This is a genomic window from Collinsella sp. AM36-4AA, from assembly GCF_003467795.1.
Lineage (GTDB): Bacteria > Actinomycetota > Coriobacteriia > Coriobacteriales > Coriobacteriaceae > Collinsella.
On sequence record NZ_QSHS01000002.1, the window covers coordinates 74,352 to 93,570 of the forward strand.

19 protein-coding genes are annotated in these 19,219 nt (G+C 61.9%); 1 reads left to right on the forward strand and 18 read right to left on the reverse strand.

Going from position 1 to position 19,219, the window contains the following annotated elements; translation table 11 throughout:
• Positions 1 to 207: 207 nt before the first annotated feature.
• From DW850_RS01570 to rpsP, 16 genes are all read right to left on the reverse strand, one after another.
• A complete protein-coding gene (locus DW850_RS01570) occupies positions 208 to 1,128 on the reverse strand; it encodes a tyrosine recombinase XerC (RefSeq protein WP_117786052.1) in 921 nt (306 codons plus the stop codon).
• On the reverse strand, positions 1,125 to 2,462 hold the full coding sequence (trmFO, locus tag DW850_RS01575) for a methylenetetrahydrofolate--tRNA-(uracil(54)-C(5))-methyltransferase (FADH(2)-oxidizing) TrmFO (protein ID WP_117639925.1): 1,338 nt from the start codon (positions 2,460 to 2,462) through the stop codon (positions 1,125 to 1,127). The genes DW850_RS01570 and trmFO overlap by 4 nt, the downstream gene beginning before the upstream one ends.
• A 14-nt stretch (positions 2,463 to 2,476) precedes the next feature.
• Positions 2,477 to 3,409 (reverse strand): DNA-processing protein DprA, encoded by a 933-nt coding sequence (locus DW850_RS01580; protein ID WP_117786085.1) that lies wholly within the window; start codon positions 3,407 to 3,409, stop codon positions 2,477 to 2,479.
• The gene (locus tag DW850_RS01585; RefSeq protein ID WP_117786053.1) at positions 3,409 to 4,932 is read right to left on the reverse strand and encodes a YifB family Mg chelatase-like AAA ATPase; all 1,524 of its coding nucleotides are present in this window, start codon (positions 4,930 to 4,932) and stop codon (positions 3,409 to 3,411) included. Before DW850_RS01585 ends, DW850_RS01580 begins: the two co-directional genes overlap by 1 nt.
• A complete protein-coding gene (locus DW850_RS01590; RefSeq protein ID WP_117786054.1) occupies positions 4,932 to 5,417 on the reverse strand; it encodes a YraN family protein in 486 nt (161 codons plus the stop codon). Before DW850_RS01590 ends, DW850_RS01585 begins: the two co-directional genes overlap by 1 nt.
• Before the next feature lie 189 nt (positions 5,418 to 5,606).
• On the reverse strand, positions 5,607 to 6,395 hold the full coding sequence (locus tag DW850_RS01595) for a ribonuclease HII (RefSeq protein WP_117639929.1): 789 nt from the start codon (positions 6,393 to 6,395) through the stop codon (positions 5,607 to 5,609).
• Positions 6,396 to 6,488: 93 nt separating this feature from the next.
• A complete protein-coding gene (gene rplS, locus DW850_RS01600) occupies positions 6,489 to 6,830 on the reverse strand; it encodes a 50S ribosomal protein L19 (protein ID WP_006236098.1) in 342 nt (113 codons plus the stop codon).
• Between the two features lie 210 nt (positions 6,831 to 7,040).
• Positions 7,041 to 9,791: a pyruvate, phosphate dikinase gene (gene ppdK / locus DW850_RS01605; protein WP_117786055.1), complete on the reverse strand. Its 2,751-nt coding sequence runs from the start codon at positions 9,789 to 9,791 to the stop codon at positions 7,041 to 7,043.
• Positions 9,792 to 10,118: 327 nt separating this feature from the next.
• The gene (locus tag DW850_RS01610) at positions 10,119 to 10,994 is read right to left on the reverse strand and encodes a pyruvate, water dikinase regulatory protein (RefSeq protein ID WP_117786056.1); all 876 of its coding nucleotides are present in this window, start codon (positions 10,992 to 10,994) and stop codon (positions 10,119 to 10,121) included.
• A gap of 34 nt (positions 10,995 to 11,028) precedes the next feature.
• The gene (glyS, locus tag DW850_RS01615; protein WP_117786057.1) at positions 11,029 to 13,125 is read right to left on the reverse strand and encodes a glycine--tRNA ligase subunit beta; all 2,097 of its coding nucleotides are present in this window, start codon (positions 13,123 to 13,125) and stop codon (positions 11,029 to 11,031) included.
• A 3-nt stretch (positions 13,126 to 13,128) separates the two neighbouring features.
• Positions 13,129 to 14,040, reverse strand: a complete 912-nt coding sequence (locus tag DW850_RS01620; RefSeq protein ID WP_006236091.1) for a glycine--tRNA ligase subunit alpha — start codon at positions 14,038 to 14,040, stop codon at positions 13,129 to 13,131.
• A gap of 59 nt (positions 14,041 to 14,099) precedes the next feature.
• The gene (gene lepB / locus DW850_RS01625; RefSeq protein ID WP_117786058.1) at positions 14,100 to 14,663 is read right to left on the reverse strand and encodes a signal peptidase I; all 564 of its coding nucleotides are present in this window, start codon (positions 14,661 to 14,663) and stop codon (positions 14,100 to 14,102) included.
• Positions 14,664 to 14,665: 2 nt separating this feature from the next.
• A complete protein-coding gene (gene trmD / locus DW850_RS01630; RefSeq protein ID WP_117786059.1) occupies positions 14,666 to 15,424 on the reverse strand; it encodes a tRNA (guanosine(37)-N1)-methyltransferase TrmD in 759 nt (252 codons plus the stop codon).
• A gap of 10 nt (positions 15,425 to 15,434) precedes the next feature.
• Positions 15,435 to 15,956 carry a ribosome maturation factor RimM gene (rimM, locus tag DW850_RS01635; protein ID WP_089573449.1) on the reverse strand — a complete coding sequence of 174 codons (522 nt, stop codon included), beginning with the start codon at positions 15,954 to 15,956 and terminating at the stop codon, positions 15,435 to 15,437.
• A 4-nt stretch (positions 15,957 to 15,960) separates the two neighbouring features.
• A complete protein-coding gene (locus DW850_RS01640) occupies positions 15,961 to 16,206 on the reverse strand; it encodes a KH domain-containing protein (RefSeq protein WP_171021534.1) in 246 nt (81 codons plus the stop codon).
• Between the two features lie 42 nt (positions 16,207 to 16,248).
• Complete coding sequence (gene rpsP / locus DW850_RS01645) at positions 16,249 to 16,590, reverse strand: 30S ribosomal protein S16 (protein WP_022094749.1); 342 nt, start codon at positions 16,588 to 16,590, stop codon at positions 16,249 to 16,251.
• A gap of 201 nt (positions 16,591 to 16,791) precedes the next feature.
• Here rpsP and dinB point away from each other — a divergent pair, with 201 nt between their 5' ends.
• Entirely contained in the window at positions 16,792 to 18,045 is a 1,254-nt protein-coding gene (dinB, locus tag DW850_RS01650; RefSeq protein ID WP_197032155.1) for a DNA polymerase IV, read from the forward strand.
• Positions 18,046 to 18,143: 98 nt separating this feature from the next.
• On the opposite strand, the gene rsfS is transcribed toward dinB, so the two are convergent.
• Positions 18,144 to 18,599 (reverse strand): ribosome silencing factor, encoded by a 456-nt coding sequence (gene rsfS / locus DW850_RS01655; RefSeq protein WP_117786060.1) that lies wholly within the window; start codon positions 18,597 to 18,599, stop codon positions 18,144 to 18,146.
• A 28-nt stretch (positions 18,600 to 18,627) separates the two neighbouring features.
• The gene (gene yqeK, locus DW850_RS01660; RefSeq protein WP_199410567.1) at positions 18,628 to 19,161 is read right to left on the reverse strand and encodes a bis(5'-nucleosyl)-tetraphosphatase (symmetrical) YqeK; all 534 of its coding nucleotides are present in this window, start codon (positions 19,159 to 19,161) and stop codon (positions 18,628 to 18,630) included.
• Positions 19,162 to 19,219 lie beyond the last annotated feature (58 nt).

A 19,219-nucleotide genomic window follows, 5' to 3' on the forward strand; every position in this document is an offset into this window, starting at 1 on the left:
GTGGTTTGCCTCCGCGCGGGGTCATCCTCCAAAACCAACCCGGACATGTGCTACCAAAGCCCGGGCACCACGGTATGAAGTAGCCGCGCGTGCGTGATAAAAACCTGTTGCCGTGAAGCAACCCGATGAATGATAGCAGGAATGCATCTTCCTGCCAACCCGCAATCAAAACCACACACCTGAGCGCGGCGCGGGACGTCCCAGCCACTATTCGCCGCGGGGATGGGCTTGAGACACAGCCCGCTTAAGCCGATCGGGTGTGAGATGCGTGTAGATCTGCGTCGTGGACAGGCTCGCATGGCCCAGCAGCTCTTGAACCGAGCGCAGGTCCGCACCGCCCTCGAGCAAGTCGGTCGCAAAGGTATGGCGCATCGCATGCGGGGCGATGTCGGCAGGCATGCCGGCGAGCGTCGCCAGCGTATGAAACCGCCGCCTGAGCATGGCGGCACTCATGCGATTACCGCGCGCCGATATAAGCAGCGGATGCGGCCCGGTAACGGGGTCACGACGCTTTGCCTGAGCGAGCAACTCCGGCCTCCCCTCCTCAATATAGAGACGCGTCGCCTCGAGCGCACGACGATACAGAGGGACGATACGTTCTTTGCTCCCCTTGCCCCACAGGCGCAGCGTGCGTTCGGACCACGCAATGGACTCCACATTGAGTGCTGCGAGCTCAGAGATACGGGCGCCCGAGGCATAGAGCAGCTCGAGCATCGTCGCATCGCGCAGTCCCGCGGGTGTTGAGGTATCAGGCGTCTTTAGCAGCGCCTCCACCTGTTGGGTCGTCAGCACACCGGGTAGATCGCGCGGGAGCTTGGGCGAGGAAATTGCCGAGACCACATCGCCCTCCACGACCCCCTCGGCAGCCATCCATCGATAGAGCGATCGGATAGCCGACAGATGCGCCGCAAGCGTTCGGGGAGCCACCTGCCCACGCGAAAGCTCGGCAAGATAGCGGCGAATGGTGCGCACGTCGGCAGCGAAAGCATCGATATCCTCGCGCTCGCACCAGGCAGCAAAGCGCTCCAGCCTCGAGCCATAGGCCGTCACCGTGTTGGGAGAAAGTCCCTCGACACGTGAGATATAGGCGATAAACGAGTCGACGGTGTCGTACAGGTCAAAGGCTATGACCGGTCGCCTCCAAACAGATCAGGACGAGTGGCCAGATAGGCATCAAGGGCCTCGAGCGCACGGTCCGTATAGGCCTGGTAGCGGTCGCGCTTGCTGTGGCGCTTACCATCCTCGAGTGGCGGCACCAGGCCAAAGTTGACATGCATGGGCTGATAGCCCACGGTGGCAGGATCGGTCGCATAGCCCACGAGCGCACCCAGGGCACCCACACGCGGCAACTCGACGCCCGCGGCACCGATAGCATCGGCATAGGTGTTGAGCGCCGCGAGCAGACCTGTCGCCACGGCTTCCATGTACCCCTCGGTGCCGGTGATCTGACCGGCCAGGCGCACACCGGTACCGGGCACGGCGAAGGTGCCATCGAGCACGTGCGGGGCGTCGACAAAGGTATTGCGGTGCATGACACCGTAGCGGAAGAACTCAGCGTTCTCCAGGCCCGGCACCATATGGAAGACGCGCTTCTGCTCGCCAAAGGTCAGGTTGGTCTGGAAGCCCACCAGGTTATAGGCGGTCTTCTCCTTGTTCTCGGCGCGCAGCTGGATCGCCGCCCAGGGGCGACGTCCGGTACGCGGGTCGGTGAGGCCGACGGGCTTCATGGCGCCAAAGCGAATGGCGTCCTTGCCGGTGCGCGCAACTTCCTCGGCAGGTTGGCAGGCCTGGAACAGATCGCCGCCCTCAAAGTCTTTGAGCACCACGCGGTCGGCAGTGGTAAGTGCCTCGATAAAGGCCTCGTACTCCTCCTTGTTGAGCGGAGCGTTGAGATAGTCGCCGCTCCCCTGCTCCTCGTAGCGCGACTGCGAAAACAGCACGTCCATATCGAGCGTGGAGGCATCGACGATCGGCGCCGCGGCATCGAAGAACGCAAGGGCGTCGCCACCGACGAGCTTCATGACCTCTTCGCTCAGCGCCGGTGAACACAGCGGGCCCGCGGCAATGACCACGTGGCCCTCGGGAATCTGCGTGACCTCGCCGTGCGCGACCTCGATATTGGGACGGGCGGCAACCTCGGCCTCGACAAGCTCGGAAAACTTGACGCGGTCGACCGCCAGGGCACCGCCGGCGGGAACAGCCGCGCGATGGGCGCAATCGAGCAGGACTGAACCCATGCGCTTAAGCTCGGCCTTCAGCAAACCAGCCGCGGAATCCGGACGGGTCGACTTAAACGAATTGGAGCAGACGAGCTCTGCCAGGTGATCGGTATGGTGGGCCGGGGAGCTCACCTGGGGGCGCATCTCGCACAGCTTTACGGAAAACCCGCGATCCGCCAGCTGAATCGCGCACTCCGAACCCGCCAGACCGCCACCGATAACCGTCACCTGATCAAACAGCATCTGCAAACACCTTTCTAATTGACATGTTTTCCATTGTGACCGAAGGGTGTCTGGGCGTGAAGGGCAAACTTGGAGGGCGCATACCTTCCATCCATCATGCGCTCGATAAGGCCCTCGAGCTCAAGCGAACCCAGGAGCTTAAGTACGCCAACGGCATCGAGCGAGACGAGTGCCGCGATGTCGTCGACCTTGAGCGGAGAGGCGATGAGTGCATGCATCACGGTCTGCTGTGTTTGATCCAGGTCGGCAATGCCGGGAGCATCGGGGCGCGAGTAGCGCAGGGTGCCGTAGATGCGTGAAATAGCCATCTCGATAGATTCCTCGTCGATGATGCAGCAGGCACCGTTCGCAATGAGGTAATTCGTGCCACGCGACTCGGGCGATAGGATCGACCCCAGCACGGCAAGAAGTTCTCGCCCCAAATCCATAGCAGCCTCGGCTGTAGAAAACGTCCCGGAAGGCATACCCGCCTCGGATACAAAGAGGGCTTGCGACAGGGCCGCGATCACGCGATTGCGGCGCGGAAAGGCAAACTTGCGCGGACCCATGCCCCACGGAGAGATCGACACGACCGCGCCACCCGTATCGAGCGTGCGCGTAATAAGCCCCGCGCTCGAACGCGGGTAGACCACGTCGGCGCCCGTCCCCAGCACCACGACGTGTTTGCCGCCGGCATTGACCGCAGCCCAACCCGAGGCCTGGTCACAACCGACCGCGCCGCCCGAAACTACCGTCACGCCCGCCTCGACCGCAACCTTTGCCGCAAGCTCTGCCACGGCAAGACCATACGGAGAGGCCTTGCGCGCGCCGATGATGGAGAGCGCGGGCGTCGAAAGCACCTCGGGGTTGCCGCGCACATAGAGTGTCAGGGGTACATCAGAAAGCTCCAAAACGGTCTCGGGATACAACGCGTCACCTGGATGCAGCTCGAAGGTCCCCTCGGCCATCATTGGTCCCTCCTTCCCTGGTACATCGCCGCCTCGAGCACGTAGTCCTGCGTCACTTGCTCGCTCTCGGCGACGTCGGCGATGGTACGCGCGATACGCACCAGGCGCACGATGCCGCGGCCCGTGAGATGCGTGCGCTTCGACAGGCCGAGCACACACTTCTCCGCCGCATCATCGAGCTCAAAGGTCGAAACGACGCCGTCAATGGACCGTGTCTCGTCATCCTCGGCCTCGGCATCCGCATCGTCCATACGGGATTCGCGCCAAGCGCGAAAAGCGCGACCGCGCACAACGTAGTCACGTAACTCGGCAGACGACATACCCTCCGCACCCTCGATAATCACCTGAGGGTCGGGACGGGTCACATCGATCATCATGTCGATACGGTCGGCCAAAGGACCGCGCAGCTTTGACCGATAGCGCTCGACCATCGCCGCCGAGCAGCGACACGGTACCTCACGATCGCCCAAAAAGCCGCAGGGGCAGGGATTGCTCGCAGCCAGCAGCTGAAAGCGCGACGGGAAGGTAAAAGCCCCGTCGACGCGTACGATCCTCACATAGCCGCGTTCGATGGGCTGACGCAGCGTCTGCAGCACACCCGTGGGAAACTCAGCAAGCTCGTCCAAAAATAGCACGCCGCCATGAGCAAGGCTGATCTCACCCGGGTGCACCGGGCGCCCACCGCCGATAAGACCTGCGGTCGAAATACTGTGATGGGGACTGCGGAAGGGCCGGTGCCCTGCCAACAAGCCATCAATGTTCTCACCCAAAACCGAATGGATGCACAGCGCCTCCTGTTGATCCTCAACGGAAAGCTCGGGCAGGATGCCGGTCATACGACGCGCGAGCATCGTCTTGCCCGATCCCGGGGACCCGATCATGAGCAAGCCGAGTTCTCCTGCCGCCGCAAGCGCCATGCCGCGCTTGGCGACCTCCTGCCCCAGTACGTCGGCATAGTCGAGCTCGGGCTCAAAGGTCGCCTCGAGCACTTCAGAATCCAAGTAGTGCCGCGCGGCATCGCCCATGCCATGGGCAAGCTGAGACAAATGATCGATGAATCCACAATCCACGCCCGCAAGCGGCACATGCTGATCGGACCTGCCGGCGATAAAGGACAGCCCCATATCACGCGCCAATAGCTGAAACGCCACCTCGCCCTTGACGGGAAGCACCGTACCGTCCAAGCCGAGCTCGCCGGCGATAAGGCAGCGATCGAGGTTGTCGCGGGGAATCTGACCATCGGCCGCCAATACCGCGATGGCGATGGGCAGATCAAAGCCGCTACCGGTCTTGCGAATATCGCCAGGCGCCAGATTGACCGTAATGCCCGAGCGCGGGATCTCGAACCCGGCGGAGCGCATCGCGCAGCGAATACGACCGCGTGACTCCATCACCTCCATGCTCGGAATGCCGAGCATCTGGATCCCCGGAACGCCACCGGCAAGCGAGACCTCGACCGTGACGTGAATCGCCTCGACGCCGCGGATGCAGGCCGCGTGAACGGCAAACGTCTCGAACGCCATCACGACACCTGCCAATCGAACGCGTTGTACTGATGCTCGATCTCGGCGATATGCCCGCCACGAATGGTGACGCCCACGGCATCGAAGCGAATCGCCTTGAGCGGATAATGCTCCATGAGGTAGCAACTTGCGATGCGGCGGTAGCGGCGTTGCTTTTGGGCGTCCACGGCCTCCTCGGGAAAGACCCGCGTGCTGCAATCCAGTGCAACTCGTCTGGTTTTGACCTCGGCCATCACCACGACATCGTCGAGCTCATCGAGCAGCACCAGATCGGCCTCGCCCTCGGTGCAACGATAACCCTGCTCCAGCAAGGTGTAGCCGCGCTCGTTAAAGTAGTCGATGGTGATCAGCTCGCCCAGCATGCCCAGCTCGCGGGGACTGAGTCCCTTGATAAAGTCGGGCGCCATCGCCCCACAGTCGAGCTCGCCGTTTTCCCAACGCTCCTTGAGTTGCTGCGTCTTGCTCTTTTTGCTTGCGGCACTCATGGGGTCTCCTTTCCCGCACACTGCATTGCCCCGATGATGAGGGCACCTTTCATGCGGGTAAGTACCGGAAGCAAACCAAAAGCTGACCAAATGCCGTCAAAAAACGGGCCGTACGCAGCAATGGTGTTGCATACGGCCCGCTTCCAGCAGGTTTATAAAACCCCTGAGGTCCCTGTCTCCACAATTGACCTAGAAAAGGCGCTCAGTCTGCAGAAAGTTTCCGCAAAAGCTCACGCGGTGCAGTGGACAAAGCCCATGTTTGCGAATGGCCTCGATATGCTCGGGGCTTGCATAGCCCTTCGACTCGGCCAGATGGTACTCGGGATACTCGGCGTCGTACTCGACCATCATCTCGTCACGCGTGACCTTGGCCATGATGGACGCCGCGGCGATGCAGGCGATTTTGGCATCGCCCTTCACCACGTCGCGCTCGTTGGGAACGGCGCCCAAGGGGTTACCGTCCATAAGCACGCAATCGGGCTCGAGCCCCGTATCGGCCACGGCGCCCGCGACAGCGGCTCGAATGGCGCGGGCCATGCCCATCTCATCGATATCCTTAGGCGCGATATGGCAAAAACCAATTGCCGTCGCCACCTCGGCTATCTTCACCGAGAGCAACTCGCGGCGCGCGGGCGTGAGCTTTTTGGAATCGTTGATACCCCAGACGCGCGGCTCCATAGGAAGACAGACGGCGCATACCGTCAAAGGACCGGCCACCGATCCGCGGCCCACCTCGTCGACACCAACGACCACCCCATCGCCACCAAGCTCATGCATAAGCTCGTACATGTCATTGACACGCTCGCGCTCGGCAAGCTCTTTGGCATGGCGTTTGAGGGCGCGTTCACAAGCCTTGATCACCTGCTGGCGTGGGTCCTCGCGATAATGCTCCACGAGGGCGGGAATCTCCTCAAACGTAGCGCTCGCCAACTCACCGGCAACCTGCGATGCCGAAACCGAGCTCGTCATGTTGGCCATACCAGGCCCTCCTTGCATGCAAATCAGATAAAAAGAAGGGCCACCCGAAGGTGACCCTTGTGTCCAAACGAGTGGACAGACGCTGCGATCTTCTTAGCGCTTCTCGGGGATGCGAGCAGCCTTGCCCACCTTGTCGCGGAGGTAGTACAGCTTGGCGCGACGGACGCGACCATGACGAACGACCTCGAGCTTGGCGATCTTGGGGCTGTGAAGCGGGAAGGTACGCTCAACACCGACACCGAAGGACATCTTGCGGACGGTGAAGGTCTCGCGGGCACCGGCGCCGGCCATGCGGATGACGTCGCCCTGGAAGACCTGGATGCGCTCGCGGTCGCCTTCCTTAATGCGGTAGTGAACCTTGACGTTGTCGGCGACGCGAACCTGAGGAATGTCCTCGCGGATCTGCTGACGCTCGATTGCGCGGATGTAATCCATGTGCAATTCCTTACTCTTCTAGAGGTGCCGTACCACCCTGGCCGGCACGTAGTTGAACAAACGTATTCGAGTATACACGCGCGGGTTTGCGCTGCAAGAACAATTTTTTACGCAGACAAAAAGACAAAACCCGCACATGATAACCGCCCGCCTCACGAATGAGACGGGCGGTATGAAGGGGGACTATGCCAGGCGTCGATGCGCAGGGCGCTAGGCGTTGCGCTTGGCCTCGAGCTTGGCCTGAGCGGCAGCCAGACGCGCCAGGGGCACGCGGTAAGGCGAGCAGGACACATAGTCCACATCGGCCACGTTAAACAGGCCCTTGATGGACTTGGGGTCGCCGCCGTGCTCGCCGCACACGCCAAAGTGCATGTCGGGGTTGGTAGCGCGACCCTTCGCCACGGCCATGCGCACCAGCTCGAGTACTGCCGTGTCGATGGTCTCGAAGGGGTTGTCCTTCAAGATCTTCTTATGCAGGTACAGCGGAATGAACTTAGCCTCGGCGTCGTCACGCGAGAAACCGAAGGTCGTCTGGGTGAGGTCGTTGGTGCCAAAGCAGAAGAAGTCGGCGTGCTGCGCGATCTCGTCGGCGACCATGCAAGCGCGCGGCAGCTCGAGCATCGTACCCACGGGAATGTTGAGCTCGACACCTTCCTCGGAGGAGACCTCGGCGATCACGCGCTCGATGACCTCGCGAGTCTGAACGTGCTCGGCCGTAATGGAAACGAGCGGAACCATAATCTCGGGACGCGGGTCGACGCCTTCCTTGATAAGGCGGGCGGCAGCCGTTGCCACGGCACGGACCTGCATGAGCGGCAGGTCACCGAAGACGACGGACAGGCGCACGCCGCGCAAGCCCAGCATGGGGTTGGACTCGACCATGCCGTCGATACGACGCAGGCGGGCACGCAGGGCGGCAAGCTCTTCCTCGCTGGCGCCGGCGGCCTCCTTCTTGGTGATGGCGACCTCAAGCTCACGCGGATCGTCAAGGAACTCGTGCAGCGGCGGATCGAGCAGACGCACGACCACATCGCGACCGGACATGGTCTTGAACATCGCCAGGAAGTCCTCGGTCTGGACCTTGAGCAGGTCGGCCAGGGCCTGCTGCTTTACGGCCTCGTCATCGGACAGGATAAAGCTCTGGATGATGTTCTTGCGGTCGCCCAGGAACATATGCTCGGTGCGGCACAGGCCGATGGCCTCGGCGCCAAACTCGAGCGCGAGCGCGGCATCCTCGGGGTTGTCGGCGTTAACGCGCACGTGGTTGGCGTGGCCGCAGGTCTCGTCCAAACGGATCTCGTCGGCCCAGGACAGGATGGTGTCCAGGTCGCCGGTGAGCTCGGCCGAAACCAGGTCGACGGCGCCGTCGACGACGATGCCCTGGGTACCGTCGATGGAGATGACATCACCCTCGCGCAGCACGCGGTCGCTGCCCTCGATGTGCACGACCTTCTCGGCAGCGTCGATATGGAAGCGCTCGACACCGCAGACGCAGGGCGTACCCATGCCGCGGGCGATAACGGCTGCGTGGCTCGTCTTGCCACCATGGCTGGTGAGGATGCCCTCGGCGGCGACCATGCCCTTCAGGTCATCGGGGTTGGTCTCCCAGCGAACCAAAATGACCTTGTGACCCTCGTTGGCGCGCGCGACGGCGTCATCGCTCGAGAACACGACCTCGCCCACGGCGGCACCGGGGCTGGCGTTAAGGCCGGTAGCAAGTGCCTCATACTTCTTGGAGGCATCGAACTGCGGGTGCAGGAGCTGATCGAGCTGTGCGGGGTCGATGCGCCCCACGGCTTCCTCGCGCGTGATCAGGCCCTCCTCGACCATCTCGATGGCGATGCGCAGGGCGGCCGTGGCGGTACGCTTGCCCACGCGGGTCTGGAGCATCCAGAGCTTGCCCTGTTCGATGGTGAACTCGATATCGCACATATCGCGATAATGATCCTCGAGGGTCAGGAACACGCGCTCGAGCTCCTCACCTGCAGACTCGAGGCCCGGGGTGGTCTTGAGGTCGGCGATGGGCTCGGTATTGCGGATGCCGGCGACGACGTCCTCGCCCTGGGCGTTAACCAGAAAGTCGCCGTAAAACTCCTTGGTGCCGTCGGCCGGGTTGCGCGTAAAGGCGACGCCGGTCGCGGAGGTCTCGCCCTTATTGCCAAAGGCCATAGCCTGAACGTTGACGGCGGTGCCGAGTTCGTCGGAGATACCATGCTGCTTGCGGTAGATGCAGGCGCGCTCGTTCATCCAGCTGCCAAAGACGGCCTGGATGGCAAGACGCAGCTGGAGCTCCGGGTCGTGCGGGAAGACGGGCTTGCCGTCAGCGACCTCGAGCTCGGGGTACAGGGCGGCCTCGACGTTCTCGGAGAAGATGCCCTTGAAGGTCTCGACGAGCTCCTGCAGGTCCTCGGCCGAAAGCTCGGAATCGACACGAACGCCGGCGACCAGGCGTGCCTGGGTCAGAGCATTCTCGAACAGGTCGGCGTCGACGCCCATGACGACGTTGGAGAACATCTGGATAAAGCGGCGGTAGCTATCCCAGGCAAAACGCGGGTTTTGCGTCTGGGCGATAAGGCCCTGAACGGAATCGTCATTGAGGCCCAGGTTGAGGACTGTGTCCATCATACCGGGCATGGAGAACGGAGCGCCCGAGCGAACCGATACGAGCAGCGGATCGGAGGCATCGCCGAGCTTTTTGCCGCAGCGGGCCTCGAGGTCTGCCTCGGCGGCAACGATCTCATCGAGTGCGCCCTCGGGCCAGACGTTACCGGCACCGGAGTACGCAACACAGGTCTGGCAGGTAATGGTAAAGCCACCGGGGACCGGCAGGCCGATGCGGCTCATCTCGGCAAGGTTTGCGCCTTTGCCGCCAAGCACGAAATTCATGGACTTGTCACCCTCGGTGACACAGGTGCCCTGGGCGTCGGTTCCAAAACGGTAAACCCTCTTGCAATCGCTCACGATACTTCCCCTTCCATGCGCTCTCGCGCACGACCGTGGTAACGAATTGGCCCGCCGGATGCGAGCCGTGAGGGAACTATACGGCGGGTTTTGGACAGGCTTGAGCAGAGGATGCGCGGTTTGGTAAACGTGGTAAATATGACGGTAAACGGTAGGTAAAGGTGGTTGCCTTATGAAGATACCACTGCAAGTAACTTGCAGGTCAAAAGCGGTAATAACTGCTAAATCGCTTTACCATAATCATGCATTATTTTGAGGTAGTCTCTTTGGGTAGCTAATTTGGGACGGGGCTATTTTAGCTACCCAGACAAACCCGTCCCACATAAGCTAGCTTTGTTGAGCGCGACGGACGGCACGGCGGGCCCTGGCTTCCTGAATCTCTTCGAGGTGGGCAATGATCTCGGCAGCGCTTTCCTCGATGGCTTTGCCGTCGGTGCGCACCACAAAGCAGCCCAAACGCTTCATGAGGGCACGGGCTTCCTCGAGCTCGCTGCGCACGCTCTCAGGCTCGGCATAGGAGCCGGCGACGGCGCGGGCGTAGTCATCACCCAAGCGGCTATCGCGAATTTCAGAAATAACGTCGACGGTCGAAATCAAGCCAAACAACCTCATCGGATCAACCTGATAAATCGACTTTGGCGGCTCCATACCATGAGCCAGTGGGACATTGGCGACCTTGTAGCCCTGATAGGCCAAATACATCGACAGCGGCGTCTTGGAAGTACGCGACACACCCAGCAGCACGATATCGGCACCCGACAGATCATCGCACCCGCGCCCGTCATCGTGCTCAACAAAATACTCCATGGCCTCGATGCGATGGAAATAACGGTCGTCGGTCTTATGAATCACACCCGCGACACCCTTGGGCGACGCACCGATAAGCGAGGACAGGACGGCAAGCGTCGGGCCGATCAGGTCGACCGAACGGATATGCAGCATGCCCAGGTAATCGAGGACGCGGGCGCGAAGCGCCGGATCGACAATGGTGTGGAACACGGCAATATCGCGATGGTCCGCATCGACACGCGGACCCACAAACGACTTGACCTGCTCCACCGAGGTCACCTTGGGCAGGCGCAAAAGACGAAAAGCCCCTTCATCAAATTGCCCGGACGCCGCAAGCACCACCTCACAAGCGGTATCACCGAGCGAGTCGGAGATAACGATAACGGTGGGACGAGCGGTGACCGGGCAATCCATGCGGGGCTCCTTTTGCGCTTACGCGCAGGCTAGCTTACTTTTTGCGGGCAAGCTCACCGATGTTGGCGATGCCGGAGAAAACGGCCTCAAAGCGGTTGAGCAGCTTAAGGCGATTATCGCGAAGCTGCTCGTCCTTGTCCATGACCATAACCTCGTCGAAGAAACGGTCGATGGGGGCGCGAAGGGCGGCGAGGGCGGCAAATGCGGCCGGGTAATCCTCGGCAGCGAGGGCGGCATCGACAGCGGTCTGGGCAGCCTCGGAGGCATCGGCAAGCGCAAGCTCAACCTCGCCCATCAGGCTGCGGTCGTACTCCGCACCCAACACGGGCTTGGAGATATGCGCGGCGCGGGCATAGGCGGTGGCCAGGTTATCGAAGGTCTCGGCGTCGTTCTTGCGGGCCTCGTCGAGGGCGGCGCAGCGGGCGAAGAAGACGGACGGGGCAATGATGTGCACCGCGGAGACGGCGGCGACGGTATCGGCCGGGATCTTCTCGTCGCGGGCCATGCTCACCAGGCGGCCATGGAAGAAGTCGCGAACCTGCTGGGCGACCTCGGCGGCGTCGAACTCAATGCCCTGCTCACTGTAGAGCTCAAGGGCGAAGTCGATGAGCGACGTGGGATCGATCGGCAGACGGTCGCGCAGGATGTTGATGATGCCGATAGCGGCACGACGCAGCGCGTAGGGGTCGGAGGAGCCGGTCGGGGGCTCGCCGATGGCAAAGATACCGGCGATGGTATCGAGCTTGTCGGCGCAGGCCACGATGCAGCCAGCGGTGCCCTCGGGCAGCTCGTCGCCGGCAAAGCGGGGACGATAGTGATCGCGAATGGCATGAGCGACCTCGTCGTTCTCCCCCATCGCGCAGGCGTAGTAACCACCCATCACGCCCTGCTGGCTCGTGAACTCGACAACGGCATTGGAGACCAGGTCGGCCTTGCACAGGTGCGCGGCGCGAGCGGCATCGGCGGCAAGGTGGGCGCCCAGATGAGCCTCGCGGGCAATAGCGAGCGCGAGCTGCTCAATACGCTCGGACTTGGCGAGCACGCTACCGAGCTTCTCCTGGAAGGCGACCTTGGCCAGACGCTCGCGGAACTCGTCGAGGGAGATCTTCAGGTCCTCCTCGTAGAAGAACTTAGCGTCGTCCAGACGGGCGCGCACGACGCGCTCGTTGCCGTCGATCACGCGCTCGGCATTCTCGGGCTTGCTGTTGGAGACGACCACGAACTCACGCGTAAGCTTGCCCTCGCTGTCATAGATCGGGAAGTAGCGCTGGTTGGTGAGCATGGACTCGCAGATGATCTCGTGCGGGACCTTGAGGAACTCCTCATCGAAGGTACCGACGAGCACCGTCGGCCACTCGCAGAGGTTGATAACCTCCTCGAAGACCTTCTTGGGCGTATCGACATGGCAGCCGGGACGGGCAGCCTCGACCTCGGCGATACCGGCTAGAATCGCCTCGCGACGGCGCTCGGCAGAAAGCACGCCGGCGTCCTCGAGCACCTGCTCGTAGGCGGCGGGGCTAGCGACAACGTGGTCACCGGGGCCAAGCACGCGATGGCCGCGCGTAGTGTTGCCGCTCGTCACGTCGGCAAACGACACGGGCACAACATCCTCGCCCAGAAGGCAGCAGATCCAGCGGACCGGGCGCACGAAGGTGGCGTGCTCGTGGCCCCAGCGCTGACTACGGTAGTTGGGCCACTGCAGGCCGGCGATGGTCTTCTCGCACAGGGCCGTCAGGATCGGAGTAGCCGGAGCAGAAGGAATGTTCTTCTCGGCAAAGACGTACTCACGGCCGTCGGTGTCCTCGCGACGGACCAGATCCTCGGCAGCCACACCGCACTTGCGGGCGAAGCCCTGGGCGGCCTTGGTGGCGTTACCGCCAGCGTCGAAGGCGATGTTGGCCGCAGGGCCACGCTTGACCTCGTGAACCTCATCGGTCGCGGTGGCGACGTTGGCCACGAGCGCAGCCAGGCGACGCGGACTCGAGATCACGCGGACCTCGCCATGGGCCAGACCGGCCTCGTCGAGGCCCTTGGCGATCATGGTGCCAAGCTGCTTGACAGCATTGTTCAGCGGTGCGGAGGGCATTTCCTCCGTACCGATCTCAAACAGGAAATCCTTAGCGTCTGCCATGGCTTACGCCACCTCGCCTTCCTGGTCGGCATTCTCGTTGACTCCGGCGACCTCGGCCATATAGGCCTCGCAGCACGCCTTGGCGACGGCGCGGACGCGCAGGATGTAGTTGGCACGCTCGACCGCGGACAGGGCGCCGCGGGCATCGAGCAGGTTGAAAGCGTGGCTGCACTTCATGACACAGTCATACGCTGGCAGCGGCAGCTTGCGCTCCAGGCAGGAATGGCACTCGGCCTCGTAGTCGTCAAACTTCTGACGCATCATCTCGACGTTGGCGACCTCAAAGTTATAGGCACTGAACTCGCGCTCGTTCTCGAGGAACACGTCGCCATAGGTCATGGGCGTACCGTCGGGCAGGTAGCTCCACACCAGGTCGTAAACGGAGTTGACGCCCTGGGCATACATGGCGATACGCTCCAGGCCATAGGTGATCTCGACGGGCACGGGGTCGACCTCGATGCCGCCCACCTGCTGGAAGTACGTAAACTGCGTGACCTCCATGCCGTTGAGCCAAACCTCCCAGCCAAGGCCCCAGGCGCCCAGGGTCGGGCTCTCCCAGTCATCCTCGACAAAGCGGACGTCATGGTCGTTGGGGTCCAGGCCAATGGCAGCAAGAGACCCCAGGTAAAGCTCCTGAGCATTAACCGGAGAGGGCTTAATGAGCACCTGGAACTGATAGTAGTGCTGCATGCGGTTAGGGTTCTCGCCGTAGCGGCCGTCGGCGGGACGGCGGCAGGGCTGCGCATAGCAGGTGCGCCACTCGGCGGGACCGAGCGAGCGCAGCGTGGTCGCGGTATGGAAGGTACCGGCACCGACCTCGGAGTCATAGGGCTGCATAATGACGCAGCCCTGCTCGCCCCAGTACTGCTGGAGGCGCAGGATGATGTCTTGGAAGGAAAGCGATGAAGCGTTCATGCCTCTAATATCCCCTCGTCGAAACGATTACACGGTTAGGTACTGTACTATAGCGGTTTTTAGTCGATAGCGCCGATGCGGTTGAGCGGCCAGTAGCGCACAAGCGCCACAGCGATCAAATCGGAGCGATCGACGGGACCAAAGTAGCGTGAGTCGGCAGAGTTCTCTCGATTGTCGCCCATCACCCACACACAGTCATCGGGGACGGTGTAGGGATAGCTCACCTGGGCGGCGGGCGCCTGGACCGAAAGCGGCCAACTCATGCCGGTCGTATAGTCCTCATCGAGTGCCTGGCCGTCAACGACCACGCGACCGTCCTGCAAATCGACCGTCTGGCCGGCCGTGGCGATAACGCGCTTGACAAGAACGTCGTGCTCGGAGGTGGCATCGGGGTTGCGAAACACCACGATATCGCCCTGTTTGACAGGCTGCCCGAGCTCCAGGCTCACCTTTTGCGCCAGGATCTGGTCGCCAATCTCGATCGTGTCCTCCATGGAGCCGGTGGGCACCACAAAGGGCTCGACCACAAAGGTGCGGATCAGGAAGGTGGCCACGAGCGCGATTGCGATGACCGCGATCCACTCAAAGGCGCCCCTCAACGCGGAATGCTGCGATGGAACCATTCTCACTCCTCGCTCTGCGAATACGAAGCGTCCAGAATCTCCTGCGCGTATGCGCGCTCCTGGGGCGTAAGCCGCGCCGTCTCGATCAGGTCGGGACGCCAGCGGCAGGTGCGCTCGATGGCATTCTTACGGCGCCAGGCGTCAACCTTGGCATGGTCACCGCTCACGAGCACGGGCGGCACGCCCTCGCCGTTGAATTCGGCAGGACGGGTGTACTGCGCATACTCGAGCAGGCCTCCGTCCTCGGCGGTCGAGAACGACTCGTCGACGTTGCTCATCTCGTCACCAAGGGCGCCGGGAATGAGGCGCACGACGGCATCGGCAACGACCATAGCGGGAAGTTCGCCGCCCGTAAGCACGTAGTCGCCGATCGACAGACGCTCATCGGCATACGCATACGCGCGCTCGTCGACGCCCTCGTAGCGGCTGCACACAAACAGCAAGCGCTCACTTTTGAGCAGGCGCTCGGCCACATGCTGTGTAAAGGACTCGCCACAGGGGGTAAAAAACACCACGGTGGGCTTAGGACCCTCGGAGCTGATTGCCTCGATTGCCTCGGCAATGGGCTCGACCTTCATGAGCATGCCCTGCCCGCCGCCGTACGGCTCGTCATCGACGGTACGATGGCGGTCGTGCGTCCAGTCGCGCAGGTTATACGCCTTAAAATCAAAAAGGCCGGCCTTGCGGGCGCGGCCCAAAATCGATGTGGACATGACGGGCTCAAACATCTCGGGAAAGACCGAAAGGGTCTCAATCAGCATGTTGTCCTCCCTACTTGTCCATATCGATCAGGCCGTCCATAACGTGGACGGAAATTGTTCCTGTGTCGGGAAGATCGAGCACAACCTGCTCGATCACGGGAATCAGTACCTCGCCGTACCGATCGCCCTCGACGACCCAAACATCGTTAGCGGGCGTCGACATGATCTCGACGATCGTACCGAGTGAACCGAAGCGCTCGTCGACCACCTCGCGACCCATCAGGTCGGAATAGGCGGCGTCGAGTGAATCGAGCTCAAAATCGTCACGATTTGCCAACACATAGCATCCCGTGATGCCCTCGGCGGCCGTCAAGTCGTCAATGCCCTCAAACGAGACCAGATCGCCATCGCCCGTATCGGTGACGGACACGACCGTGCAAAAGCGGTCGCGCTTGAGCGCCGGCGGCGTCAGGGCGACGCGCATACCCGGCTCTAATACAGAAGGAAGCCCCCGCAGCGGCTGCGCGAGGACCTCCCCCTTCCTTCCGTGCGGCTTGACCACACGGGCGATGTTTTTGTACTGGGACCTCAAGGTCCTAGCCCAGAACCTCTACCTCGACAGCAGTGTCGAGGCGAGCGGCCAGTGCACGGGCGAGCGTGCGAATGGCCTTGATGGTACGGCCACGACGGCCGATGACCTTAGCGACGTCATCCTCGGCGACCGAAACCTCAATCGTGGAGGCGTCGTCACCATCGATGACCTCAAGGCTCACGGAATCCGGGTCGTCGACGATCTGAACAACGAGATATTCGACGAGATCGGCGATGCGATCTGAGAGCATTGCCTCACCCTCGAGCTGTGCAGCGTCAACCTCAGGCACGATTTACTCCTCGGCGCCCTCAGCGGCCTCAGCGGCAGCCTTAGCGGCCTCGGCCTCTTTGGCGAGCTGCTTCTTGGACTTCTTGACGACGGTCTCGGTCTTCTCGCCCTCGTTGGCGGCCTTGACCAGAGCGGCGACGGCGTCGGTGAGCTGAGCGCCCTTGGACTGCCAGTCGGCGATCTTCTCGAGGTCGAGATTGATGGTCTTGGGGGCGGTCATCGGGTTGTAGCGGCCAACCTCCTCGATGATACGACCGTCACGCGGGGCGCGGGAATCGGCGACGACGACACGGTAGTACGGACGCTTCTTAGCGCCGTGACGAGCAAGGCGAATCTTGACTGCCAAAGGAAACTCCTCCAACCAAGCAGCTTTAGGCTGCAACTACAAACAAACAGTTGAACATAATACGCCATCGACGCGGGCAGGTGAAGTCCGTGAGACCAACTTCTTCGGTGTAGTCGAGGGCAAATCCATATCTTAGACAAGAATTCGGGATTTGCAAGCACATACACGCACCCCACATGAGCTGCGCGGTATACTCATGACATGGAAAGACGCGAACATACATACGGTTATGAGGATGCCATGGGCGTCACGCCGCCGCCCTGGACGGGTCCGGCGGTGGGCCTCATGGACCTCGATGCGTTTTTTGCGAGCGTGGAGATGCTCGATCATCCCGAATGGCGCGGAAAGCCGCTCATCGTGGGCGGAGACGCCGATTCGCGTGGCGTCGTGTCCACGTGTTCGTATGAGGCACGTCGCTTTGGCGTGCACTCTGCCATGGCCTCGGCCGAGGCGCGGCGCTTGTGCCCGCAAGCCATTTGGACGCACGGGCACTTTGATCGCTACCGCGAGGTGAGCGCGCAGGTCATGGCGATTCTTGCCGAGGAGACGCCGCGCGTTGAGCGCGTATCCATCGACGAAGCCTTTATCGATATCACACCGGGTCGCTTTGCGCCCGAAGACCCGCTACTGGTTGCGCGGCGTATAAGCGACCGCGTGGCAGCGCTGGGAGTGACCTGCTCCATTGGCGTGGGCTGCAACAAGACGGTCGCAAAGATCGCAAGCGAGCGGGATAAGCCGTTTGGGCTGACCATCGTGCGCCCCGGAACCGAGCAGCGCTTTTTGGCCGCGCTGCCGGTATCTGCCATGAGCGGCATCGGGCGCTCGGCCGAGGAGCGACTGCGCCGCATGCGCATCTACACGCTCGGCGAGCTGTCACGTTCACCGGAATCAACCTTGGCCTCTATTTTTGGCGTCAACGGCGAACGCATGCGCCAGCGTGCGCTGGGACTCGAAATATCCGAAGTAACAAGCCTCGATGAGGAACGCGAGGTTAAATCCGTGAGCAATGAGCGCACCTTTGCGAAAGATTTGACTGAGCGTGGGGACATCGAAGCGGCGATTGCGCTGTTGGGAGAGTCGGTTGGACGCCGCCTGCGCCGTCAGGGACTGACGGGCGGCACGGTAACGCTCAAGCTTAAGTATTCGTATGGCAGCGGACGCACGGCGCAGCGGCGGCTTCCCCACCCCACCGACGATGAGAACATCTTTGTGGCGGTTGCGCTCGAACTGCTCGACAACATCTGGCAGGAAGGCATGCATGTGCGTCTGGCGGGTATCGGGATGAGCGACTTTGACCATCAGGGCGGCATCCAGACCGACCTGTTCTGCGAAGTCGACGACCGCGGAGCCCAATCAAGCGACCGTCGCGACCTCTCAGTCGCGATCGATGCCGTCCGAGACAAGTTCGGCGACACCGCCCTATCTTTCGGCCGCCAATCCCGCTTCAATGATTAACCGCCTTTGTAAAAATAGAAAGCCGGGCAGGTGCGGAAAACCGCAACTGCCCGGCGAAATGCGCGAGGCTAGCTAAAAGCCCCATATCAAATGAGCCACTAGAGGAGGTCGAGGGGGAGCTGGGGGGCGTCACCCCAGAGCTTTTCTAGGCGGTAAAAGTCGCGGGCTTCGGGAGTGAAGACATGGACGACAACCGAGCCGTAGTCCATGAGCATCCAGGTCTTCTGCTCGCGGCCCTCGATGGAGAACGGATGCTCGCCGCAAGCCTCGGCAACCTTCTCCTCGATCTCGTCGACAATCGAATCGACCTGGCGGTTGTTGGTACCGGTGGCAAGCACAAAGTAGTCGCACACGTCGGAAAGCTCGGTCAGGTCGAGCACCTGCACGTCCTCGCCCTTCTTGTCGTAGGCGGCCTGCGCGGCGGCGCGGGCGACATCCTCGGCGGCGACACCGCTCGCGGACAGCGAGGCGGCGGTGCGGTCGGACGTGGCAGCGAAACTCTTGTGCTCCACACCTTCAAGAATCTGCTCGTCAGTCATGGTCTCGTCGGCCATGGAATACCTCTTTCTAGACACACCCGAGCTAGCGCAGCTGGGCGTAATGGTTGTAAATCGTAATAGCCGTGGGATAAAGATAGCGCCCGGACTGGATCACAAAGACCAGACCCTGCGCAAAACAGGAGAAGAACAACTCATCGAGCGAGGACTTCCCCACCATCTTGCGCAGCGCATGGGCATAGTCGCCGTGACGGTTGGGCTCGATGGCATCTGCCACAAAGACCACCATATCGAGCGGCGTCATGTCGCAGGCACCCACGGTGTGACGGTCGACAGCCTGGAAAACGGCCGGTGACAGCTCGGGAAAAAGCTGCGGAAGCTCATAGGCGGCAACAGGGCCATGCAAAAGCGGCGTCGCGGCGGAAGGAGAGCCGGCAACCTTGATGCCATAGTGAAGCGCGCGGGCCACGAGCTCGTCATCGGAAAGAACCTTGTCCCAGTCGTGAATTAAGCCGGCGGCAGCCGCATCAAAGCGGTCAACGCCGTAGACCTCGGCCAGATGAAGTGCGGTCTCGGCAACACCCAGCGAATGCACATAGCGCTTGCGCTTATCTTTCATGCGAACATCGAGCAGCTCTTGAATGCGCTTGAGCAGCGCGCGCTCATCGCCCTCAAAC

Bases quoted from the DNA above. Each gene is read 5' to 3' on its own strand.
- DW850_RS01580 (WP_117786085.1), bottom strand. From the start codon at position 3,409: ATGGCCGAGGGGACCTTCGAGCTGCATCCAGGTGACGCGTTGTATCCC.
- yqeK (WP_199410567.1), bottom strand. From the start codon at position 19,161: ATGAAAGATAAGCGCAAGCGCTATGTGCATTCGCTGGGTGTTGCCGAG.
- dinB (WP_197032155.1), top strand. From the start codon at position 16,792: ATGGAAAGACGCGAACATACATACGGTTATGAGGATGCCATGGGCGTC.
- DW850_RS01585 (WP_117786053.1), bottom strand. From the start codon at position 4,932: ATGGCGTTCGAGACGTTTGCCGTTCACGCGGCCTGCATCCGCGGCGTC.
- DW850_RS01610 (WP_117786056.1), bottom strand. From the start codon at position 10,994: ATGGATTGCCCGGTCACCGCTCGTCCCACCGTTATCGTTATCTCCGAC.
- rsfS (WP_117786060.1), bottom strand. From the start codon at position 18,599: ATGGCCGACGAGACCATGACTGACGAGCAGATTCTTGAAGGTGTGGAG.
- glyS (WP_117786057.1), bottom strand. From the start codon at position 13,125: ATGGCAGACGCTAAGGATTTCCTGTTTGAGATCGGTACGGAGGAAATG.
- DW850_RS01590 (WP_117786054.1), bottom strand. From the start codon at position 5,417: ATGAGTGCCGCAAGCAAAAAGAGCAAGACGCAGCAACTCAAGGAGCGT.
- DW850_RS01595 (WP_117639929.1), bottom strand. From the start codon at position 6,395: ATGGCCAACATGACGAGCTCGGTTTCGGCATCGCAGGTTGCCGGTGAG.
- rplS (WP_006236098.1), bottom strand. From the start codon at position 6,830: ATGGATTACATCCGCGCAATCGAGCGTCAGCAGATCCGCGAGGACATT.
- DW850_RS01640 (WP_171021534.1), bottom strand. From the start codon at position 16,206: ATGCTCTCAGATCGCATCGCCGATCTCGTCGAATATCTCGTTGTTCAG.
- trmD (WP_117786059.1), bottom strand. From the start codon at position 15,424: ATGCTGATTGAGACCCTTTCGGTCTTTCCCGAGATGTTTGAGCCCGTC.
- DW850_RS01620 (WP_006236091.1), bottom strand. From the start codon at position 14,040: ATGAACGCTTCATCGCTTTCCTTCCAAGACATCATCCTGCGCCTCCAG.
- lepB (WP_117786058.1), bottom strand. From the start codon at position 14,663: ATGGTTCCATCGCAGCATTCCGCGTTGAGGGGCGCCTTTGAGTGGATC.
- trmFO (WP_117639925.1), bottom strand. From the start codon at position 2,462: ATGCTGTTTGATCAGGTGACGGTTATCGGTGGCGGTCTGGCGGGTTCG.